Here is a 19,956-nt window from a genome sequence, read left to right as displayed (position 1 = left end):
CTTTCGCCATTTTGAGATGTAACGCTCAAAATGGCTGAACTCTGCGCAACGTGATGATTTTTTGGTGCCAAACATGCTGATTTGGCGGCTTTTTCAACGCTTGATTCAGTAATTCAATTTAGCCGTTGACAGCTTTGAGCGGGTTTCATATTATGCGCCCCGTTCACAGCACAAAGTGATTGTGGAACGGGGCTATAGCTCAGCTGGGAGAGCGCTTGCATGGCATGCAAGAGGTCGACGGTTCGATCCCGTCTAGCTCCACCAACCTTCTTCTCAGCAAGGTTGGGGATACCGTAACGCCGGTCAATGCGTACCACTTTTGTGGGGCTATAGCTCAGCTGGGAGAGCGCTTGCATGGCATGCAAGAGGTCGACGGTTCGATCCCGTCTAGCTCCACCACCATTTAAAAAGCCGACCTCAGGGTCGGCTTTTTGCTTTGCGTCATTTCACCTTCGCCGAATGCAGGTCAACAAAAAAGGCGCCCGCAGGCGCCTTGTTATCGCAGTAGGTTCGAAAGGCTTAGCCCAGCACCAGGCCCGCGATGGAAGCGGACAGGATGCTGACCAGCGTAGAGCCGTACACCAGCTTCAGGCCAAAGCGCGACACCACGTTGCCCTGGTGTTCGTTCAGGCCCTTGATCGCACCGGCCACGATACCGATGGAAGAGAAGTTGGCGAAGGACACCAGGAACACCGACAGGATCCCCAGGCTGCGCGGCGACAGTTCGGCAGACACTTTCTGCAGCTCCATCATGGCCACGAACTCGTTGGAAACCAGCTTGGTGGCCATGATGCTGCCAACCTGCAGGGCTTCGTGCTTAGGAATGCCCATGATCCAGGCGAACGGGTAGAAGAAGTAGCCGAGGATCTCCTGGAAGCTCAGGCCGAAAATGGCGCTGAACACACCGTTAAGCGCGGCGATCAGGGCGATGAAGCCGATCAGCATCGCGGCAACGATAATCGCTACTTTAAAGCCGGCCAGGATGTACTCGCCCAACATTTCGAAGAAGCTCTGGCCTTCGTGCAGGTTGCCGAGGTGCAGCTCTTCTTCTTTATTGGTGTCATACGGGTTGACCAGCGACAGTACGATAAAGGTGCTGAACATGTTCAATACCAGCGCCGCCACCACGAACTTGGCGTCCAGCATGGTCATGTAGGCGCCGACGATGGACATGGATACCGTAGACATCGCGGTCGCCGCCATGGTGTACATGCGCTTTTCCGACATCTTGCCCAGGATATCCTTGTAGGCGATGAAGTTTTCGGACTGGCCCAGGATCAGCGAGCTGACGGCGTTGAACGACTCCAGCTTGCCCATGCCGTTCACTTTCGACAGCACGGTGCCGATAATGCGGATGATGAACGGCAGCACTTTGATGTACTGCAGAATACCGATCAGCGCAGAAATGAACACGATCGGGCACAGCACCTTCAGGAAGAAGAACGCCAGGCCTTTGTCGCCCATGCCGCCGAATACGAAATCAGTCCCTTGTCCCGCAAACCCGAGCAGTTTGTCAAACAGCGCGGCGAATCCTTTTACGAAGCCCAAACCCGCTTCCGAATGCAGGAAAAAGTAGGCCAGCAGTACTTCGATAACCAGTAATTGAATAACATAACGAATGCGGATGCTCTTGCGATCGCGGCACACCAACAGGGCCAGGATCGCCACCACCACTATCGCCAACGCAAAGTGCGCAATATGGGACATGTTTGCTCCAAATTTGAGGCAGGCTGAATTTCGGCTGTCATTTTATGTAACGCTACGTTTAAAAACGAGACTTCTATTGCAAATATGGAAAATCATAGTGGGAGTTCTCCTAAAGTGTTGCGTAAAAGCATAAAAAATCAATATGTTAAAGCAGGAATAGGAAATTCGTATTCTTGTGCTAACCTGTCTTTCAGGGGTATTGCAGCCAAAATCCCATCAGAAAAGCACGGAAATCGGCCAGCTCCGCGCTGAACCCTACGATAAAACCGTTAATGTTGGCTATTACAGAGATAAGTTTTACCGCTCTAAATGCGCTTGATAATTATTATCATTTATATAGAGTGGAGATAAACGTAATTTCAGTAAGGGTTCAACATATGCTGAACAGTCGCGTGGTTGAAACCACCTCCGGTCGCTCCGCCAGAAAAATCAAACTCTCGCTGATGGGGCCCGCCTTTATCGCCGCTATCGGCTATATCGATCCCGGCAACTTCGCCACCAACATTCAGGCCGGCGCTTCGTTCGGCTACAGCCTGCTGTGGGTAGTGGTCTGGGCCAACGTGATGGCGATGCTGATCCAGCTGTTGTCCGCCAAGCTGGGGATCGCCACCGGAAAAAACCTGGCCGAGCATATTCGCGATCGCTTTCCGCGGCCGGCGGTATGGGCTTATTGGGTACAGGCGGAGATCATCGCCATGGCGACCGATCTGGCTGAGTTTATCGGCGCGGCGATCGGCTTTAAGCTGCTGCTTGGCGTCTCCCTGCTGCAGGGGGCGGTGCTGACCGGCATCGCCACTTTTTTAATTCTGATGCTGCAAAAGCGTGGGCAAAAGCCGCTGGAACTGGTGATTGGTGGCCTGTTGCTGTTCGTCGCTGCCGCCTACATCGTCGAACTGGCGTTCTCACAACCGCAGCTGGCGCCGCTGTTGCAGGGCATGGCGCTGCCCGATTTGCCTAACGGCGATGCGGTATTCCTGGCCGCCGGGGTATTGGGCGCCACGATTATGCCGCACGTGATCTATCTGCATTCATCGCTCACCCAAATCGGCGGCGAGCACGACAAGGCGGAGCGCTATGCCGCCACCAAAGTCGACGTCGCCGTGGCCATGACCATCGCCGGTTTCGTTAATCTGGCGATGATGGCCACCGCCGCCGCCGCGTTTCATTTCAGCGGCCACAGCGGCATTGCCGGCCTCTCTTCTACCGTGGTGGGCACGTTGGCGGGGCAGGTGGTGATGCAGGGGTTCGTGCATTTTCATATCCCGCTGTGGCTGCGCCGTGCGGTGACCATGCTGCCGTCGTTTATCGTCATCATGCTGGGGATGGACGCGACGCGCATTCTGGTGCTGAGCCAGGTGTTGCTGAGCTTCGGCATTGCGCTGGCGTTGGTGCCGCTGCTGGCTTTCACCGGCAATCGGGCGCTGATGGGCGAGATGGTCAACGGTCCGGTGGTGCAAAACCTGGGCAAACTGATCGTAGTGGTGGTGGTTGGGTTGAACGGCTATCTGCTGATCGGCAGTGTGCTGTAAGCGAAACAGCGCGGGCCGGCGTTGCGCCGGCCCGTCGTGGTTAATCGCGGTCGTCGTCGCCGTGGCGGCGCCAGCGATCGCGGTCATGATCGTGGTGGTGTTTTTTCTCTTTCTTCCAGTGGTGTTTATCGTAGTGCTTGTCGTACTTACGGTAATGCCCCTCGTGATAGTAATAATGCTTGCGCCAATAGCCGCCGTCGCGCCAGCGATAGCCATCCCAGTAATAGCCGCGCGGGCTGCGGTCACCGAGATAACGCCCCTGATGTGAGCGCCACCAATCGCGATCGCGCCAGTCGTAACCGTCCCAGTAACGGCCGCGATTGTCCTGATCGCCGATGCGTAATGAAACGCCCGGCATCAGATCGATGCTGAGGCCTTCGGCATGCGCCTGCTGTGCGGCGGGCAGCACCGTCGCCGCCAGGATGGCGGCCAAGAGCAGAGGTTTAAACATGACTTCTCCTTCCCGCTTGCGCGGCTTGGCCGTTGATCACTTTATGAAGCGCGTTCATCAGTTTAAAAAGCGGCCTTATCGTTATTTTTACTGCAATATCGGCATCATAGCGCCGGCAATATAGGGTTGAATCTGAGAACAACTCTGAAAAGGACGCCGCAGGCCGAGATTTGAGATTTTTCTGGAGTATGGCCGCTCGATTGAGCGGCGTTATTTGTAAGCGATTACAATAAGATTTGCTCGATCTGCGCGAGCTCTTCTTCACTGAAGCGACGGTTGGCCAGCATGCCCACCGCGTCTTCTATCTGCGCATTCTTGCTGGCGCCGATCAGCACCGAGGTGACGCGATCGCCGCGCAGCACCCAGGCCAGGGCCATCTGCGACAGCTTCTGCCCGCGTTGCCGCGCCAGCGCATCGAGGCGGCGCACCTTGTCCAACCGTTCGGCGGTCAGCTGTTCCGGCTGCAGGAAGCGGCTGCTGCTGGCAGCGCGGGAATCTTGCGGAACGCCGTGCAGGTAGCGGTCGGTCAGCAGGCCGCCCGCCAGCGGCGAGAAGGCGATGGCACCGACGCCATGTTCCGCCAATGTATCCAGCAATCCCGCCTCCGGTCCGCGTTCCAACATCGAATACTTGGGCTGGTGGATCACGCACGGCGTGCCGAGGCGCTGCAGAATGTCGAACGCCTGCCGCGCGCGCTCGGCCGGGTAGTTGGACAGGCCGACATACAGCGCTTTGCCCTGACGCACCAGCAGATCCAGCGCCGCCATGGTTTCTTCCAGCGGCGTTTCCGGGTCTGGACGATGGTGATAAAAGATATCCACATATTCCAACCCCATGCGCTTGAGGCTCTGATCGAGACTGGCGACCAGGTACTTTTTCGAGCCCCAGTCGCCATAGGGGCCGGGCCACATGGTGTAACCGGCTTTGGATGAAACGATCAGCTCGTCGCGCCAGGCCCGCAGATCGGCGTGGAGAATGCGGCCAAAATTCTCCTCGGCGGCGCCGGGCGGCGGGCCGTAGTTGTTAGCCAGATCGAAATGGGTAATGCCGCGATCGAAGGCGCAGCGGATCAGGCCGCGGGCGTTGTCATACAGCGTGGCGTCACCAAAGTTGTGCCACAGCCCGAGCGAGACCGCGGGCAGCTTCAGTCCGCTGCGGCCGCAGCGCCGGTATTCCATCTCTTGATAACGGGAGGGAGAGGCTTGGTAGGACATGGGTATCCTTGTCGACGAGAGGTGAAGTGCTTTAAGTGTATGCGTTTTCACTCCGCGCTGCCGGGGGAAGGATCACAAGGCCAGCATGTAACGCCAGGTTGCCGATTGAGGCGAGAGCCATCGTTCGAAATTTGAACAACATCTTCGATACTTAAAGATAATCGCTCCAGCTGCAGACAGGTGATGATCATGACTCAGATCTATACGGTGGCCGATTATCTGCTCGATCGTCTGGCTCAGATTGGCATTCGCCACGTCTTTGGCGTGCCGGGGGATTACAACCTGCAATTCCTCGATCACGTCATTGCGCATCCGCAGGTCAGCTGGGTAGGTTGCGCCAACGAGTTGAACGCCGCCTATGCGGCTGACGGCTATGCGCGCTGCAAACCGGCGGCGGCGCTGCTGACCACGTTTGGCGTCGGTGAGTTGAGCGCGCTGAACGGCGTAGCCGGCAGCTATGCCGAATATTTGCCGGTGATCCACGTCGTCGGCACCCCGGCGCTGCGCGCCCAGCGCGCCGGCGATTTGCTGCACCATTCGCTGGGGGATGGCGACTTCACCCACTTCGCCCGGATCGCCAAAGAGGTCAGCGTTGCCCAGGCTAATCTGACCGCCGACAACGCCGCCGTGGAGATCGATCGCCTGATCGGTGCTGCCTTGCTGGAACATCGCCCGGTTTACCTGATGTTGCCCAGCGACGTTGCGCAAGCGCCGCTGCCGGCCAAACCGGCGCCGCTGATGCTGCGTCAGGCCGGGTTGTCGCAAAACGCATTGCGGGCGTTTATCGCTGCGGCGCGTGAAAAGCTGCTGGGGGCGCGGCGGGTGTCGCTGCTGGCGGATTTTTTGGCCGATCGCTTCGGCGTTGAAACGGCGCTGGATAGCTGGATGCAGGAAGTGGCGATCCCACACGCCAGCCTGCTGCTCGGCAAGGGCGTGCTGGATGAGAACCGCGCCGGTTTTGTCGGCACCTACTGCGGCGGCGCCAGCGATCCGGCGGTGCAACAGTCGATCGAAAACGCCGACGTGGTGATCAACGTTGGCGTGCGTTTCACCGACACCATCACCGGGGGATTCACTCATCATCTGCCGATAGAAAAGTGCATCGATATCCAGCCGTTCGAAGCCTGGGTAGGGCGGCGGCGGTTCAGCCGCATTCCGATGCGAGATGCCGTGCTGGCGCTGCATCGTCTGAGCCTGTCGCTGGCGGCGCGCTGGCCGTTGCCGACGATCGCCCGCCCTGCGTTGCCGGAAGCGGCGGGCGAAGGGCTGGATCAACACGCTTTCTGGCGACAGATGCAGGATTTCCTGCGGCCGGGCGATATCGTGCTGGCCGATCAAGGCACGGCCTGTTTTGGTGCGGCCACGTTAACGCTGCCGCGCGGCAGCCGAATGATCGTGCAGGCACTGTGGGGATCGATTGGCTATACCTTACCGGCGGCGTTCGGCGTGCAAACCGCCGAACCGCAGCGTCGGGTCGTGCTGTTGATCGGCGACGGCGCCGCACAGCTCACCGTGCAGGAACTGGGATCGATGCTGCGCGACGGGCTTAAACCGGTGATCTTCGTGCTGAATAATCAGGGGTACGCCATCGAGCGCGCCATCCACGGGCCGGAGCAGAGTTACAATGACATTGCGGCTTGGAATTGGACACAGCTGCCGGCGGCGCTGGCAGGTGATCGGCCGGTGAAGGCATTGCGCGTCAGCGATGCTGAGGGGTTGAGCCAGGCGCTGCGTGAGGTAGCGGACGGCGATCGGCTGGCTTTCATCGAAGTGGTGCTGCCGAAGAGGGACATCCCCGAACTGCTCGATACCCTCTCGCGCGTGATTCATTCGCGCAACGCCGCCGCTTGAGCCGCGTCGTCTTCCAACAGCCGCTCCAGCATCCAGTACCCCGCCGGGCCCGGCGGGGTCAGTTTCGACCACACCGCATCCACCGAAATCAGTTTGGGCCAGCCGCGCGGGCGCAACTGGGTGAGCCTGCCGTGGCCGTATTGCTGCACCAGCCAGTGCGGCAACACCGCCCAACCGAATCCCTGTTCCGCCATCTCCAGCAGCAGCAGATAGCTGGGCGCCGACCACACCAATCCTCCTTGCCTGGCCGCCTCGGCGCCGGTGTAGGTGTTCAGGATCAGCTGACGGGTGCTGGATAACTGTTCCGGCGTCGGCGCAGCGACCTGCGCCAGCGGGTGCTGATGGGCGACGAACAGCCCCATTTCGGTCTGTTCAGGCAGCCGGGAAAAGGCAATATCCGGCGGATAGGTTTTTTGCACTTCCACCATGCCCAGGTGCGCGCGGCCGCTCTGCAGCAGATCGATGACGTCGCCTTCTTCGGCGATCATCCATTCCAGTTCAATCTCCGGATAACGCTGTTCGAACCGCTGCATCAGGCTGTCGTGGTGCTTGGGCTGGTAAGTGTCGGAAAACACCATGCTCAGGCGCGGTTCGACGTTGCCCGCCAGCTGAATGCTCAATGCATCGAGCCGCTCGCTGGCAGCCAGGATCTCCTGTACGTGCCCCAACACTTTGCGGCCGGCGGCGGTGAGCACCGGCTGGCGCGCGCTGCGATCGAACAGCGTCAAGGCCAGGTCTGCTTCCAGATTGGCGATGGCGGTGCTGACGGTGGATTGGCTTTTACGCAGCTTGCGCGCGGCGGCGGAAAATGAACCGAGGGCGGCGGCTTCCACAAAGGCTTGTAACGCTTCCGGTGAATAGTGCATATATATCTACTTTATCGATGGAACCTATTTTTAATCTACCCAAAAAAACGATGATAATCACCTGGCTTTCGCAACAACTGTCGAATAAAAGGTGATGTATGCAACTGCAAAACAAGTCTCTCATTGAACGTATCGTCCACGCCGTCGGTTTCGAGGCCATCGCCGTGATGGTTTGCGCCCCGCTGGGCGCGTGGCTGCTCAACCGCTCAATGGTGCAGGTCGGTGCGTTGGCGGTGATGCTCTCCACCGTCGCGATGCTGTGGAACATGGTTTACAACACGGTGTTCGACCGTCTGTGGCCGGTCAGCCGGGTGGTGCGTAACCTGAAAGTGCGTGCGCTGCACGCCGTCGGCTTTGAGGCCGGTTTTATCCTGATCGGGGTGCCGATCGCCGCCTGGATGCTGAGCATTTCCTGGGGGCAGGCGTTTATGCTGGAAATCGGTTTCTTCCTGTTCTTCCTGCCGTACACCATGGCCTACAACTGGCTGTACGACACGCTGCGCCAGCGCTGGTTCGAAGCGCGCCAGCCGATCAATTCCGGCGCCAAATAAGGCGTCGTCAGCCCGGCGATTCTCAGGTAAGGTCAGAGGATCGTCGGAAAATGCTGAGGAACGAATGATGAAAGTGTTGGGCTTGCTGGGCGGCATGAGCTGGGAATCCACCATTCCTTATTACCGCACTATCAACGAGCAGGTAAAGGCGCGCCTCGGCGGGCTGCATTCGGCCAAAATCGTGCTCTACAGCGTCGATTTTCAGGAGGTTGAACGCTTGCAGCACCAGGGCGATTGGGACGGTGCCGGCCGGCTGCTGGCCGCCGCTGCCGTGGCTTTGCGCGCCGCCGGTGCCGAAGCGATCGTGATCTGCACCAATACCATGCACAAGGTGGCGGAGGCGGTCGAGCAGGCCAGCGGCCTGCCGCTGATTCATATCGCCGATGCCACGGCGCTGCAGGTGCGGGAAAAAAACATTCGCCGCGTCGGGCTGCTGGGCACGCGCTTTACCATGGAGCAGACCTTCTACCGCGGTCGCCTGCAGGAGTTGCACGGCATCGACGTGGTGACGCCGGTCAGCGCCGATCGCGACATCGTACACCGCATCATCTATGACGAACTGTGCCTGGGCAAAATTCGCGACGCCTCGCGCGACGAGTATCGCCGGATCATCAGCGATCTGGAGCAGCAGGGCGCACAGGGGATTATTTTCGGCTGCACCGAAATAGGCTTGCTGGTGAGCGAGCGGGATGCGTCGGTGCCGGTGTTCGACACCACCGCGATCCACGCCCGTGCCGCCGCGGCGTTCGCGCTGGCCTAATCGTCGTGCGGCGGCTGCCGGCGGTTCACCAGCATCAGCGGTTTGCCCGCCAGCGCCAGCCAGGCGGGCAGCATCACGATACACAGCACCGGCAGCAGGTGCAGATCCGGCACCACCGCTACCGCCATGAACAGGCTGAGCCAGCCGTCGCGCGTCACCACCAGCACCAGCCCCATGATGGCGCAGGAGACGGTGATCGCCGCCGGCACTGCGGGAACGTGTTGATGCAGCATCAGCCCCAGCGCCACGCCGACGAACACCGCCGGGAAGATGCGCCCGCCGCGAAAGCCACAGGCGGCGGCGATCACCAGCGCCGCCAGCTTGGTCAGGGTAATGGTCAACAGCGCCGGCACCGAATAGCCATCGTCTTGCGCGAGGCGCTTCATTTCATCCAGCCCTTTGAACAGGGTAATCTCTCCGCCCACCAGCGCCAGCAGGCCCAGCACAAAGCCCCCCAGCCCTAACATCAACACCGGGTTCTTCATCGAATGGAACAGGCGGTGAACGTGCGGGAAGCACCACAGCGCCACCATGCCGAGCGCGATGGCGATCAGCGCCACGATGGCGCCGCTGAAGATGTCCGGCAGCCGCGTCACGTCGTAGGCGTCGAGCTGCAGGGCGAAGTTGGGCACGAAGAACATCTGGGTGGTGACCGCGCCGGCGGCAGCGGCGACCAGCGGGGCAAACAGCCGATCCCACAGCGGCGTTTCGTTATTGCCCGCCAGGGTTTGCGAGAAGATCAGCGCGGCGGCGACCGGTGTGCCGAACATCGCGCCGATGGTGCCCGCAGCCGCCAGGATGATCCAGTCCATGCGCGGCACCTTCGGCAGCAGGCGCGCCCCAGCCGCCGCTACCAGCGCGATATTGATGGCGGTGATAGGGTTCTCCGGCCCCAGGCTGACGCCGCCGGCCAGGCCGACGATCAGCGCCAACCCCAACCCCGGTAGGGCGGAGAGCGGTAGGGGCATGCCGATCAGCGATTCCGTCGCCGGGTCCGGCCCGGCGTGGCCCGGCATATAGCGCACGATCAGGCCCACCGCCACGCCGGTCAGCGTCAGCATCGCGACCGGCCACCAGGGCGACTGGGCGTCCAGGCTCAGCATATCGGGCAGCGTCACCCACAGCCATTGCTGCAGTGTGGCGGCGACGTTCATCACCAACAGCAGCACCAGACTGGATGCGGAACCGATAATCAGCGCAGGCAAAGCAAAGGCCAACATGGCATTGGCGCGCGGATGCAGCATGGGTATTCCCTTGTCGATGCCTCCATGCCGGGCAAGGAGAGCGGGTGGTTGGACAGTGGCCACAGCTTGCCAGACTATCGGCGTGCAGGCACGCACTGATATTGCCCGGCGTCGATGACGGTTAACAGTCGCCGGGGGGCGTTTTTTGCCGCAATTTGTTTCAAAACGCGGCGTGGCGGGCAAGCTGAAACGTTTTTTGTGATCCGGATCGCTATTGGGGCGCAGATCCGAGGCGGGTGATTGTTGTTTTTGCGGCAGGATTTTACAGTGTGGGCAGCTGTTTATTTTTCATTTTACGGAGACGAAATCAATGACCTATGCCCTCGTAGGTGATGTTGGCGGCACCAATGCCCGCCTGGCGTTGTGCACTGTTGCGACGGGTGAGATTACCCAGGCGAAAACCTATTCCGGCCTGGAGTTCGACAGCCTGGAGGCGGTGATCCGCCACTACCTGAAAGAGTGCGATATCGAGGTGCAGGACACCTGTATCGCCATCGCCTGCCCGGTGACCGAAGACTGGGTGGCGATGACCAACCACAGCTGGGCGTTCTCGATCAAAGCGATGAAGGCCAGCCTGGGGCTGAGTCATCTGGAAGTGATCAATGATTTCACCGCCGTCTCGATGGCGATCCCGATGCTCTCGCCGGACGACGTGCTGCAGTTTGGCGGCGGCGAGGCTCAGCCGGGCAAACCGATCGCAGTGTACGGCGCCGGCACCGGGCTGGGCGTTGCCCATTTGGTGCATGTCGATCGCCGCTGGGTCAGCTTGCCGGGCGAGGGCGGCCATGTCGATTTCGCGCCGAACAGCGAAGAAGAGGACATCATTCTGGAGGTGCTGCGCGCGGAAGTGGGGCACGTTTCCGCCGAGCGCGTGTTGTCCGGGCCGGGCCTGGTCAACCTTTATCGCGCCATCGTCAAGGCGGACAACCGCCTGCCGGAAAAGCTGGAGCCGAAGGACATCACCGAGCGGGCGTTGGCCGACAGCTGCATCGACAGCCGCCGTGCGCTGTCGCTGTTTTGCGTGATCATGGGGCGCTTCGGCGGCAACCTGGCGCTGACTCTGGGCACCTTTGGCGGCGTGTACATCGCCGGCGGCATCGTGCCGCGCTTTATGGAATTCTTCAAGGCTTCGGGCTTCCGCGCCGCCTTTGAAGACAAGGGGCGCTTCCGCGACTATGTGCGCGACATTCCGGTGTTCATGATCACGCATGGCCAACCGGGCCTGCTGGGAGCCGGCGCGCATCTGCGCCAGACGCTGGGCATGCAGCTGTAAGCTCTGCGGCAGAACAATAAAAAGGGGCGCAACCCACAGGTTGCGCCCCTTGTCGTTTTCGCGGGGATCAGGCTTTGGCCAGCTCCGCCGCCTGTGCGGTTTCTTCGGTTTCCACTTCCACTGCTTTCGGCGCTTTGATGAACAGCGTAATCAGCAGGGAGGCGGCGGACAGGACGCCAATTACCATGAAGGTGGCGTGGAAGCCGCCGAAGTATTTGGCGACGAACGAACCGGCCAGCGCGCCCAGGCCGAAGCCCTGGTAGATGATGCCGTAGTTCTTGCTGTGGTTTTTCAGGCCGAAGAAGTCGCCGACAATCGCCGGGAACACGGTGATGTTGCCGCCGAAGCAGAAGGCTACTGCACCGACGCAGATGAAGAACAGCGTGTGGTTCAGCGTCATGAAGCTCAGTGCGACAATCGCCAGCACGGTAACCAGCATGGTGAAGCTGATGACGCGCATACGGCCCACTTTATCGGACAGCGTGCCCAGGATGATGCGGCCGGCGGTGTTGAAGATGGCGACGGCGGATACGGTGTTGGCGGCGGTAGCCAAGTCCATCCCGGCCAGCTGAACGCCCATGTCTTTCACGATGCCGATCAGGTACAGACCGCTCATGCAGGCAGCGAAGAAGATGGTGAACAGCAGGTAGGCTTCTTTGGTGGCCAGCATCTGGCGCACGCTGAAGTCGTTGCCCAGGCCGTTGGCGCCTTGCTGTGCGGTGCGGGTCGCCAGCACCGGCTCTTTCAGCAGCAGCGAACCGACGACGATCAGGCCCATCACGATGACACCCCAGTAGAAGAAGGCGCCGGAAACGCCGACGTCGGCGATCAGGGCGGCGTTGACGTATTTGAACAGCAGGCTGCCGCTGCCGAAGGCACCGACGGAGATGCCGGAAATCAGGCCTTTGTTGGCCGGGAACCACTTAATCAGGTTGGACAGGGTGGAGATGTAGGCGATACCGACCGCAAAGCCCACCACTACGCCGGCCAGCAGGTAGATCATGTCGAGCGAGCTGACGTGGGCGCTGGCGATAAGGCCCAGGCCGACCAGAATGCCGGCACACAGCGTCAGGTTGCGGATGCCGAAACGCTCTTGCAGTTTGCCGGCGAACAGCGTGGCGAAGGCCAGGAAGAAGCTGGTGATGGAGAAGGTGGTGGCGACGTCCGCCAGCCCCCAATGGAACTTGTCGACCAGCGGCTGGTTGAACAGGCTCCAGGTGTAGATGGTGCCCAGACCCATCTGACAGATGATGGTGCCGAGAACGATTAAGCTGCGATTTGCCGGTTTGGTGTTCATGGCCGGTCTCCTTCCTGTGTGTGCGTTGCCGGGCGTGAGCCGCTGGCTGAAATTTGCGGGGTGAATCAACGTTCCCGCGGTATGGGCTTATTATATGGCCGGCTCTCCCGGTGGACGGCGGATCGGGAATGAGTTGCACGACGGAAGGAATGAAATGCATTTTATGCGGCGTGAGTTGCCGTTTTTGCGCCGAAAAGCGCGTGAAATGCCGCAGGTGACACGTGATCTACATCAAAGATATCAACGATTTATTGTTAATCGCCGGTGAACGATTGTGGTGAAATTGTGAAGGATGCGTCTGAAAGGCGTAAATCGGCATTGCGCCTATAGAGCGGCGGTGAGCGCGGGACTATGTTATCTGCGATCGGACAAGGTCCGCTCTGCAGGAGTCCATGAAATGAAAAAAACGCTGTTGTTACTGGCTGCGCTGTTGGCGCTGCCGCTGGCGAGCCAGGCCGATGTGTCCATCGGCGTGAACGTGCCGGGCCTGTCGTTGCATATCGGCGATCGCGACAATCGCGGCCACTACTGGGACGGCTATCGCTGGCGCGATCCGCGCTGGTGGGCCGATCACCACCGGTATGAACGCCCGCGCGGTTACTACTATGGCCCGCCGCCACGGGTGATCTACTACGGGCCGCCGCCGCGCGACTGGCGCGATCGGCCGCATTACCGCATGCCGCCACCGCCGCCGCCGGGCTATTACTACCGTCCGGGCCCGCGCTGGTAAGCGCTTACAGGCGCATCAGCTTGCGGAACTCTTTCACCTTGCTGCGGCTGACCGGCACTTCAAACTCGAGATCGCTCAGCCGCAGAATGTAGGTATTGTTGAACCAGGGGACGATCTCGCGGATCTTCGCCAGGTTAACGCAGTAAGAGCGGTGGCAGCGGAAGAAATGCTCTTCCGGCAGCCGGCCGTAAAACTCGGTGATGTTCATCGGCATCACGAACTCTTCCCGGCGGGTATAGACCCGCGTCACCTTTTCATCGGCGGCGGCGTAATAGATATCGTTGATGTCGGTAACGATGATCCGCTCGTCTTTGATCAGGTTGATGCTGTGGCTGCCGCGGCTCGGCGCGCTGGCCGGCTCGGCCGCGCCGGCGGGGCGTTGATGCAATGCCTCCAGCTTTTGCAGCATGGTGACGATGCGCGCTTCGTGATAAGGCTTGAGGATATAGTCGAACGCCTCTATCTCGAAGGCTTCCACCGCGTGCTCTTTATAGGCGGTGATGAACACGATCGACGGCCGATGGGCGAACTTGCTGATGTTTTGCGCCAGCAGCACGCCGTCCAGGGACGGGATGTTGATGTCGAGAAAAATGGCGTCGACCTGGTGCGTCTGCAGGTATTTGAGGACATCGAGGCCATCCTCAAAGGTGGCGACGATATCGATGTTGCTGTGTTTCTTGATCAGGTAGCTGAGTTCTTCCTGCGCGAGGAATTCGTCTTCCACGATAATGGCTTTCATGAGGCCTCCCCGATCGGCGGCGCGCTCGGTTCCTGATGCAGTTTGCCGCCGTTTTTGCTGATGTAAAACGCGATTTCGGTGCCCGGTTCCAGGCGGCGAATATGCAAGCCTTCACCGTACAGCAACGACACGCGATGATGCACGTTGAGCAGGCCGATATTGTGGCCCGGCATCTCGTTGCGCGCCACCCGGTCGATGGTGTCCTGGTTGATGCCGTTACCGGTGTCCTTCACCGAAATTTTCACCCGGTCGCCCTGATCTTTCACCGCGATCACCACCACCCCTTTCCCTTTGCAGGGCTGGATGCCGTGCACGATGGCGTTCTCCACCAGCGGCTGGATCAGCAGGCTTGGAATGCGCACCGAGACGTCGTCGTCGATGTCGTAAATCACCGTCAGCTTGGCGCCGAAGCGCGCCTGTTCGATGGCGATATAGTCCTGAATCTGGTGCAGTTCCTTGCGGATATCGATCAGCTCGTCGTTCAGCTCCAGGTTGTAGCGCAGGTAGCGCGACAGGTTGATGATCAGCTGGCGCGCGGTGTCCGGATTCAGCCGGATAGAGGAAGAGATGGCGTTCAGCGCGTTGAACAGGAAGTGCGGGTTAATCTTGCTCTGCAGCGCGCGCATTTCGGCCTTGTCCGCCATCTGGCGCAGGTGCTCGATGCGGGAAACCTCCATCTGCGTGGAGATGATTTGCGACAGCCCGACCGCCATCACCTTCAGCGTGTTGGTGATCTGGTGGGCGTGGCAGTAGTAAATCTTCAGCGCACCGGTCACTTCGCCTTTTTCCCACAGCGGCACTACCAGCTGCGAATGGATCTGCGGCGCGGCCGGGTTTTCCAGGTTGTTCTTGATGATGATTTTGCCGTGGCGAATGCTTTCGCGGGTGACGCGGCTCAGCCCTTCGCGGCCGATCGGGTAGGCTTCGCGCCCCACGCCAACGTAGGCCAGCACCTGATGGGTATCGGTGATCGCCACCGCATCGGCGCGGATGTCCTGGCGGATGATATCGCAGATGGTGGCCAGCGATTCGCTGTTGATATTGCGGAAATAGGGCAGCGTCTTGTGGGCGATATCCAGCGCCAGCTTGGCCTGACGCGCGGCGATCACCTCTTTTTCATCCTCGACGCTCTGCACCAGCAGCACGATCAGGCCGATGCACACCGTGCCGAGGATCATCGGCAGGGCAATCTGCGACACGATATCCAGCCCGAGCTCGGTCGGTTTGGCCCACAGCACGATCAGCAGCATGGTGAGGGATTCGCACAGCATGCCGCCGACGATGCCGGCGCGCCAGCGCTGCTCTTTTTTCACCTTGAGATTGATGTAGCCGGCGCTGATGCCGGCGATGATGCTGGTGATAAGGCAGGGCACCGAGGTGATGCCGCCGATGTCGATCAGGTAGCGGTGCACGCCGGCGATGATGCCGGTGACGATCCCCACCCAGGGGCCGAACAGGATGCCGCCGGCCATGATGGCGATGACGCGCACGTTGACCAGCGATCCCTCAACGTTGATGCCGGAGTAGGTGCTGAACAGCGCAAACAGCGAGAAGATCGCCGTGACGATGCCGAGTTCGAGCGGCGTATGATCTTCTTTTTGCAGCAGTTGGCGGAACAGCCGGGTGCGGGTCAGGAAAAACAGACAGATCAACATCAGCGCGGCGCGATCAAACACCGCCAACAGCATTTCAAAAAAAGGGTGCACGACGGGTTCTCGCTGCGGCCTACGGATGGCGGCAGTATACCACAGCGAGAAAGGCCCGTGGCTCAGGCCGGCGGTCAGCGCATGCCGAGCTGCGTTTTGCCCAGCGGCGTCAGCAGATCGGCGGTGGCGCGGCCGTCAAAATCCACTTCGAAGTCGTCGGGAGCGAAGTCCGGCGGCGTTCTGCCGTCGATAAAGCTCGGCAGTTGGCGCTGCAGGTAGGCGTCGTTTTTCGCGCAGCCCGGCGCGGCGGCGATGTACATCACGTTGCTGTCGAACTCGCCGTTATGCTCGTTCTCCACCGCGTGGATCACGTCGCAATGCCAAAATACCGTGTCGCCCGGCTCCAGGTCGGGAATAGGGGAAATCCCACTTAATAAAAGGGGATGCCATTTTTCCGAGATCGACAGCGCGCGGCCCGGCGCTGCATCGCACAGATCGTCGTCGGCGACGTCGTCCTGCAGCGCGCGCAGCAGCACATAGGCCATGGCGTTGGCGATCGGCACCAGGTTCAGCGTGCCGGCGTTGGTGCGCTGCGGCGTCAGCGCCGTCCAGCCCTGGAAGGTGCGGAACATCGAGCAGACCGCCGGGGAGGCTATCTCGCGCACCTCGGTGCGGCCGTCGGCGGCGAAGGGGTCGTACTGTTGCCAGTCGCCGGAGAACACGTGGCGATACACATAGCGGAAGTTTTCGTCCAGCCAGCGCTCGATGGTGCCGCTGTCGACGTGCGGCGACAGGCCCAGCGACGAGGAGTTCGGCGGGCGGCGGCGGGTGCGATCGGCGTAGGTGGCGACGCGGGTCGGATCGAAATGCTGTTTGCCGTTGCTCTCGGTGGCCCACAGGCTGTTGAGGAACACCTGCACTGCGTGCATGCGCGCATCCTGCCGCGCTTCAACCTGCGGTTTCGACCAATAGATGCCGTAAATTTGCGGTTTGCTGGCGGCCAGCTTGCCGAAATAGTTGTCTTCGGCGGCGTTTTTCAACCGCTCGACGAAGTTGTTGCGCTCGAGGTAGTCGCCGATTTCGCGATTCCAGCCCTCGGCTTTGGTGCGCGGAAATACGCCGCGAATGGCGCAGGCACCGCGCTGCTTGATCAGCGCTATCTGCTGCTCGCTGACGCGTTGCTGCAGGATATCTTCCGCGTCGATCTGCGGCACCGGATTGTGGCCGGCGGCCAGCTCGCGACGGATCTGTTCGACTTGGCCGCGGATGTTCTCTTCCAGCGCCTGAAAGACTTCGCGGTAGTTCGGCAATGCCTGGCGCAGCTGGCGCTTAACGTTAACAATCGCCTGCGGAATATCGTCGATGACTAAAGAGGCCATGGTGTTCTCCTGGTGCCGCGTGAGTGACTGCGGCGGGCAGTTGTAGGGAATCGGGCAAGACGTTATGGTTTTGTGGTTTTAACGTGAATGATTATCGGCAACCAATCGGGGAAAATAAAGAGATATCTTTCATTCGTAAGTTCCTCTTTTTCGTTTTTCGGAGATTTTATGAAGCTGGTCACTGAACGTCTGCACTTACAGTCGATAACCGCCGAGGATTGGCCGCTGTTTCTACGCCTTTACCAGGATCCTGAGGTGATCCGCTATATCGCCGATCCGCTCAGCGAAGCGGCGATCCGCGAGCGTTTCGACGCGCGGCTGCCGGCCTGGGACAAACACGGCGATCAGTGGCTGTGCCTGGTGATGCGTGAGAAGCACAGCGAGGAGGCGGTGGGCATTACCGGCTTTCGCCCGCAGTGGCTGCCGTATCGGCAAGCGGAGGTGGGATACGGCAGTTTGCCTGCCGGGCAGGGCAAGGGCTATGGCAAGGAGTCGCTGCGGGCGGTGCTGGATTTTGCGGTGAACGCCTGCGGTTTTCACAAGCTGACCGCTACCGTGACCTCCGGCAACCTCGCCTCGCGCGGTCTGCTGGAGTCGTGCGGTTTTCAGTTGGAAGGCACGCTGCGCGATAACTTCCGCCTGGCGGGAGAGTGGCGCGACGACTGGCTGTTCGGGCTGCTGGCGGCGGAGTTTCAGGGCGGCAAATAAAAATATCGCGCCGGGTATCGACAAGCTCGTCGGCGCTGCGCTATGTTCGATATTCGGTCAGTTCGCTGGCCAGCGTCGCTCGGACGGTCCGGGCGCTAACGTTTATCGAGGAATCCCCTATGGCTGATAACAGTCCACAGCGCCGTTTCACGCGCATTGAACGCCTTCCCCCTTACGTATTCAACATCACCGCCGAACTGAAGATGGCCGCACGCCGTCGCGGCGAGGATATTATCGACTTCAGCATGGGTAACCCCGACGGCCCGACGCCGCCGCACATCGTGGAAAAACTGTGCGCCGTCGCCCAGCGCGACGACACCCACGGTTACTCCACCTCGCGTGGCATTCCGCGCCTGCGCCGCGCCATCTCGCGCTGGTATGCCGATCGTTATCAGGTGGATATCGATCCGGAAAGCGAAGCCATCGTCACCATCGGTTCGAAAGAGGGGCTGGCGCACCTGATGCTGGCGACCCTCGATCACGGCGATACCGTGCTGGTGCCGAACCCCAGCTACCCGATCCACATTTACGGCGCGGTGATCGCCGGCGCACAGGTGCGTTCGGTGCCGTTGGTGGACGGCGTGGATTTCTTCGGTGAGCTGGAGCGCGCCATTCGGGAAACCATTCCGCGTCCGAAAATGATGATCCTCGGCTTCCCGTCCAACCCGACCGCGCAGTGCGTGGAGCTGGATTTCTTCGAACGGGTGGTGGCGCTGGCCAAGCAGTACAACGTGCTGGTGATCCACGATCTGGCCTATGCCGACATCGTCTATGACGGCTGGAAAGCGCCGTCGATCATGCAGGTGCCGGGGGCGAAAGACATTGCGGTGGAGTTCTTCACCCTGTCGAAAAGCTACAACATGGCCGGCTGGCGCATCGGTTTCATGGTCGGTAACCCCGAGCTGGTCAGCGCGTTGGCGCGCATCAAGAGTTATCACGACTACGGCACCTTCACGCCGCTGCAGGTGGCGGCCATCGCCGCGCTGGAAGGCGATCAGCAGTGCGTGCGCGATATCGCCGAACAGTATCGGCAGCGCCGCAACGTGCTGGTGAAGGGGCTGCATGAGGCCGGCTGGATGGTGGAAAATCCGAAGGCGTCGATGTACGTGTGGGCGAAAATTCCCGAACCTTATGCCCACCTCGGCTCGCTGGAGTTCGCCAAGCGCCTGCTGGCGGAAGCCAAGGTTTGCGTCTCGCCGGGCATCGGCTTCGGCGATTACGGTGATACGCATGTGCGTTTCGCGCTGATCGAGAATCAGGACCGCATTCGCCAGGCGGTGCGCGGCATCAAGGCGATGTTCCGCGCAGACGGACTGCTGAAGCCGGGCAAAGGCGGCGGCGCCAAATAATCCCGTCAGGCCGGGCGCTCGCCCGGCCTTATTTTTTTCCGTCCCAAGGTTTTCTTCATTATTTCCCCATTATGCTCGACTACGCTGAGTTTTATTTTTTGGACAGAGTGTATGAGCAACCGCTACGCGCGATCGCAAATCGTTTTACATTGGCTGACGTTGCTGATGGTGATCCTCACCTATGCGGCGATGTTGCTGAAGGATTCGGTGCCGGACGAGTGGGCGCCGATGGTCAAAAATCTGCACTTTAATTTTGGGGTGTCGGTCTTTGCCCTGATGCTGATTCGATTGGCGGTGCGCACCTTTCACGCGGCGCCGCCGACCACGCCGCCGTTGGCCGAATGGCAGGAAGTGGGTGCCAAGATCTTCCATTGGCTGCTGTACGTGGTGTTCCTGATGTTGCCGCTGCTGGGGATGTTAACCCTGGCCTACGGCGGAAAATCGTGGGCGTTGCTGGGATGGCCGGTACCGCAATGGGTGACGCCGGATCCGGTGATGCGCAAGTTGGTCAAAACGGTGCATGAGACGTTGGCCAACATCGGCTACTTTATCATTGGCGCGCATGCGCTGGCGGCGCTGTATCACCACTACCTGCGTAAGGATGACACCTTGCGCCGCATGATGCCGGGAAAATAATCGTAGACTGAAACGACAAAGGGACG

General features: G+C 60.3%; 18 protein-coding genes and 2 tRNA genes. 11 read left to right on the top strand and 9 right to left on the bottom strand.

Going from position 1 to position 19,956, the window contains the following annotated elements; all coding sequences use genetic code 11:
- Positions 1–188: 188 nt before the first annotated feature.
- Positions 189–264, top strand: a tRNA-Ala gene (locus AAIE04_RS21125).
- Between the two features lie 59 nt (positions 265–323).
- Positions 324–399: transfer RNA gene (locus AAIE04_RS21120), tRNA-Ala, on the top strand.
- Positions 400–519: 120 nt separating this feature from the next.
- Here the strand turns inward: AAIE04_RS21120 and AAIE04_RS21115 are convergent.
- Positions 520–1,707 carry a NupC/NupG family nucleoside CNT transporter gene (locus AAIE04_RS21115; protein ID WP_004936373.1) on the bottom strand — a complete coding sequence of 396 codons (1,188 nt, stop codon included), beginning with the start codon at positions 1,705–1,707 and terminating at the stop codon, positions 520–522.
- Between the two features lie 377 nt (positions 1,708–2,084).
- Between AAIE04_RS21115 and AAIE04_RS21110 the strand changes: the two genes are divergently transcribed.
- Positions 2,085–3,236 (top strand): Nramp family divalent metal transporter, encoded by a 1,152-nt coding sequence (locus tag AAIE04_RS21110; protein WP_498577648.1) that lies wholly within the window; start codon positions 2,085–2,087, stop codon positions 3,234–3,236.
- Positions 3,237–3,276: 40 nt separating this feature from the next.
- On the opposite strand, the gene AAIE04_RS21105 is transcribed toward AAIE04_RS21110, so the two are convergent.
- Together AAIE04_RS21105 and mgrA are read right to left on the bottom strand one after the other, a co-directional pair.
- Complete coding sequence (locus tag AAIE04_RS21105) at positions 3,277–3,687, bottom strand: DUF2502 domain-containing protein (protein ID WP_498577647.1); 411 nt, start codon at positions 3,685–3,687, stop codon at positions 3,277–3,279.
- Positions 3,688–3,911: 224 nt separating this feature from the next.
- Positions 3,912–4,901, bottom strand: coding sequence for an L-glyceraldehyde 3-phosphate reductase (gene mgrA / locus AAIE04_RS21100; RefSeq protein ID WP_498577646.1), 990 nt, complete (start codon positions 4,899–4,901; stop codon positions 3,912–3,914).
- Positions 4,902–5,090: 189 nt separating this feature from the next.
- Here mgrA and AAIE04_RS21095 point away from each other — a divergent pair, with 189 nt between their 5' ends.
- The gene (locus tag AAIE04_RS21095; RefSeq protein ID WP_498577645.1) at positions 5,091–6,752 is read left to right on the top strand and encodes an alpha-keto acid decarboxylase family protein; all 1,662 of its coding nucleotides are present in this window, start codon (positions 5,091–5,093) and stop codon (positions 6,750–6,752) included.
- On the opposite strand, the gene AAIE04_RS21090 is transcribed toward AAIE04_RS21095, so the two are convergent.
- On the bottom strand, positions 6,728–7,618 hold the full coding sequence (locus AAIE04_RS21090; RefSeq protein ID WP_025160151.1) for a LysR family transcriptional regulator: 891 nt from the start codon (positions 7,616–7,618) through the stop codon (positions 6,728–6,730). The genes AAIE04_RS21095 and AAIE04_RS21090 overlap by 25 nt on opposite strands.
- Before the next feature lie 98 nt (positions 7,619–7,716).
- On the opposite strand from AAIE04_RS21090, the gene AAIE04_RS21085 reads away from it, so the two are divergent.
- Both AAIE04_RS21085 and AAIE04_RS21080 read left to right on the top strand, forming a co-directional pair.
- Positions 7,717–8,169 (top strand): multidrug/biocide efflux PACE transporter, encoded by a 453-nt coding sequence (locus AAIE04_RS21085; RefSeq protein ID WP_019453822.1) that lies wholly within the window; start codon positions 7,717–7,719, stop codon positions 8,167–8,169.
- Between the two features lie 67 nt (positions 8,170–8,236).
- Positions 8,237–8,929 carry an aspartate/glutamate racemase family protein gene (locus AAIE04_RS21080; RefSeq protein ID WP_019453821.1) on the top strand — a complete coding sequence of 231 codons (693 nt, stop codon included), beginning with the start codon at positions 8,237–8,239 and terminating at the stop codon, positions 8,927–8,929.
- On the opposite strand, the gene AAIE04_RS21075 is transcribed toward AAIE04_RS21080, so the two are convergent.
- A complete protein-coding gene (locus tag AAIE04_RS21075) occupies positions 8,926–10,173 on the bottom strand; it encodes an ion channel protein (RefSeq protein WP_154746588.1) in 1,248 nt (415 codons plus the stop codon). The two genes, AAIE04_RS21080 and AAIE04_RS21075, sit on opposite strands and share 4 nt — an antisense overlap.
- A gap of 310 nt (positions 10,174–10,483) precedes the next feature.
- Here AAIE04_RS21075 and glk point away from each other — a divergent pair, with 310 nt between their 5' ends.
- Positions 10,484–11,446 carry a glucokinase gene (gene glk, locus AAIE04_RS21070; protein ID WP_498577644.1) on the top strand — a complete coding sequence of 321 codons (963 nt, stop codon included), beginning with the start codon at positions 10,484–10,486 and terminating at the stop codon, positions 11,444–11,446.
- 67 nt (positions 11,447–11,513) lie between these two features.
- Here glk and AAIE04_RS21065 read toward each other — a convergent pair whose 3' ends face one another.
- Positions 11,514–12,743, bottom strand: coding sequence for an L-lactate MFS transporter (locus AAIE04_RS21065; protein ID WP_019453818.1), 1,230 nt, complete (start codon positions 12,741–12,743; stop codon positions 11,514–11,516).
- Positions 12,744–13,140: 397 nt separating this feature from the next.
- On the opposite strand from AAIE04_RS21065, the gene AAIE04_RS21060 reads away from it, so the two are divergent.
- The gene (locus AAIE04_RS21060) at positions 13,141–13,473 is read left to right on the top strand and encodes a DUF2502 domain-containing protein (RefSeq protein ID WP_019453817.1); all 333 of its coding nucleotides are present in this window, start codon (positions 13,141–13,143) and stop codon (positions 13,471–13,473) included.
- 4 nt (positions 13,474–13,477) lie between these two features.
- On the opposite strand, the gene AAIE04_RS21055 is transcribed toward AAIE04_RS21060, so the two are convergent.
- From AAIE04_RS21055 to AAIE04_RS21045, 3 genes are all read right to left on the bottom strand, one after another.
- On the bottom strand, positions 13,478–14,212 hold the full coding sequence (locus AAIE04_RS21055) for a LytR/AlgR family response regulator transcription factor (protein WP_019453816.1): 735 nt from the start codon (positions 14,210–14,212) through the stop codon (positions 13,478–13,480).
- A complete protein-coding gene (locus AAIE04_RS21050) occupies positions 14,209–15,900 on the bottom strand; it encodes a sensor histidine kinase (RefSeq protein WP_019453815.1) in 1,692 nt (563 codons plus the stop codon). Before AAIE04_RS21050 ends, AAIE04_RS21055 begins: the two co-directional genes overlap by 4 nt.
- Before the next feature lie 92 nt (positions 15,901–15,992).
- Positions 15,993–17,237, bottom strand: coding sequence for a DUF1479 domain-containing protein (locus tag AAIE04_RS21045; protein ID WP_074055766.1), 1,245 nt, complete (start codon positions 17,235–17,237; stop codon positions 15,993–15,995).
- Between the two features lie 168 nt (positions 17,238–17,405).
- Here AAIE04_RS21045 and AAIE04_RS21040 point away from each other — a divergent pair, with 168 nt between their 5' ends.
- From AAIE04_RS21040 to AAIE04_RS21030, 3 genes are all read left to right on the top strand, one after another.
- A complete protein-coding gene (locus tag AAIE04_RS21040; RefSeq protein ID WP_498577643.1) occupies positions 17,406–17,945 on the top strand; it encodes a GNAT family N-acetyltransferase in 540 nt (179 codons plus the stop codon).
- A gap of 119 nt (positions 17,946–18,064) precedes the next feature.
- Complete coding sequence (alaC, locus tag AAIE04_RS21035) at positions 18,065–19,294, top strand: alanine transaminase (protein WP_019453812.1); 1,230 nt, start codon at positions 18,065–18,067, stop codon at positions 19,292–19,294.
- 111 nt (positions 19,295–19,405) lie between these two features.
- Entirely contained in the window at positions 19,406–19,930 is a 525-nt protein-coding gene (locus AAIE04_RS21030; protein ID WP_498577642.1) for a cytochrome b, read from the top strand.
- The last annotated feature ends 26 nt before the right edge of the window (positions 19,931–19,956 follow it).

Source organism: Serratia sp. Ae19-1 (genome assembly GCF_059801225.1).
The sequence above is the reverse complement of the archived record's forward strand: the minus strand, read 5'-3'. Positions and strand labels throughout refer to the sequence as shown.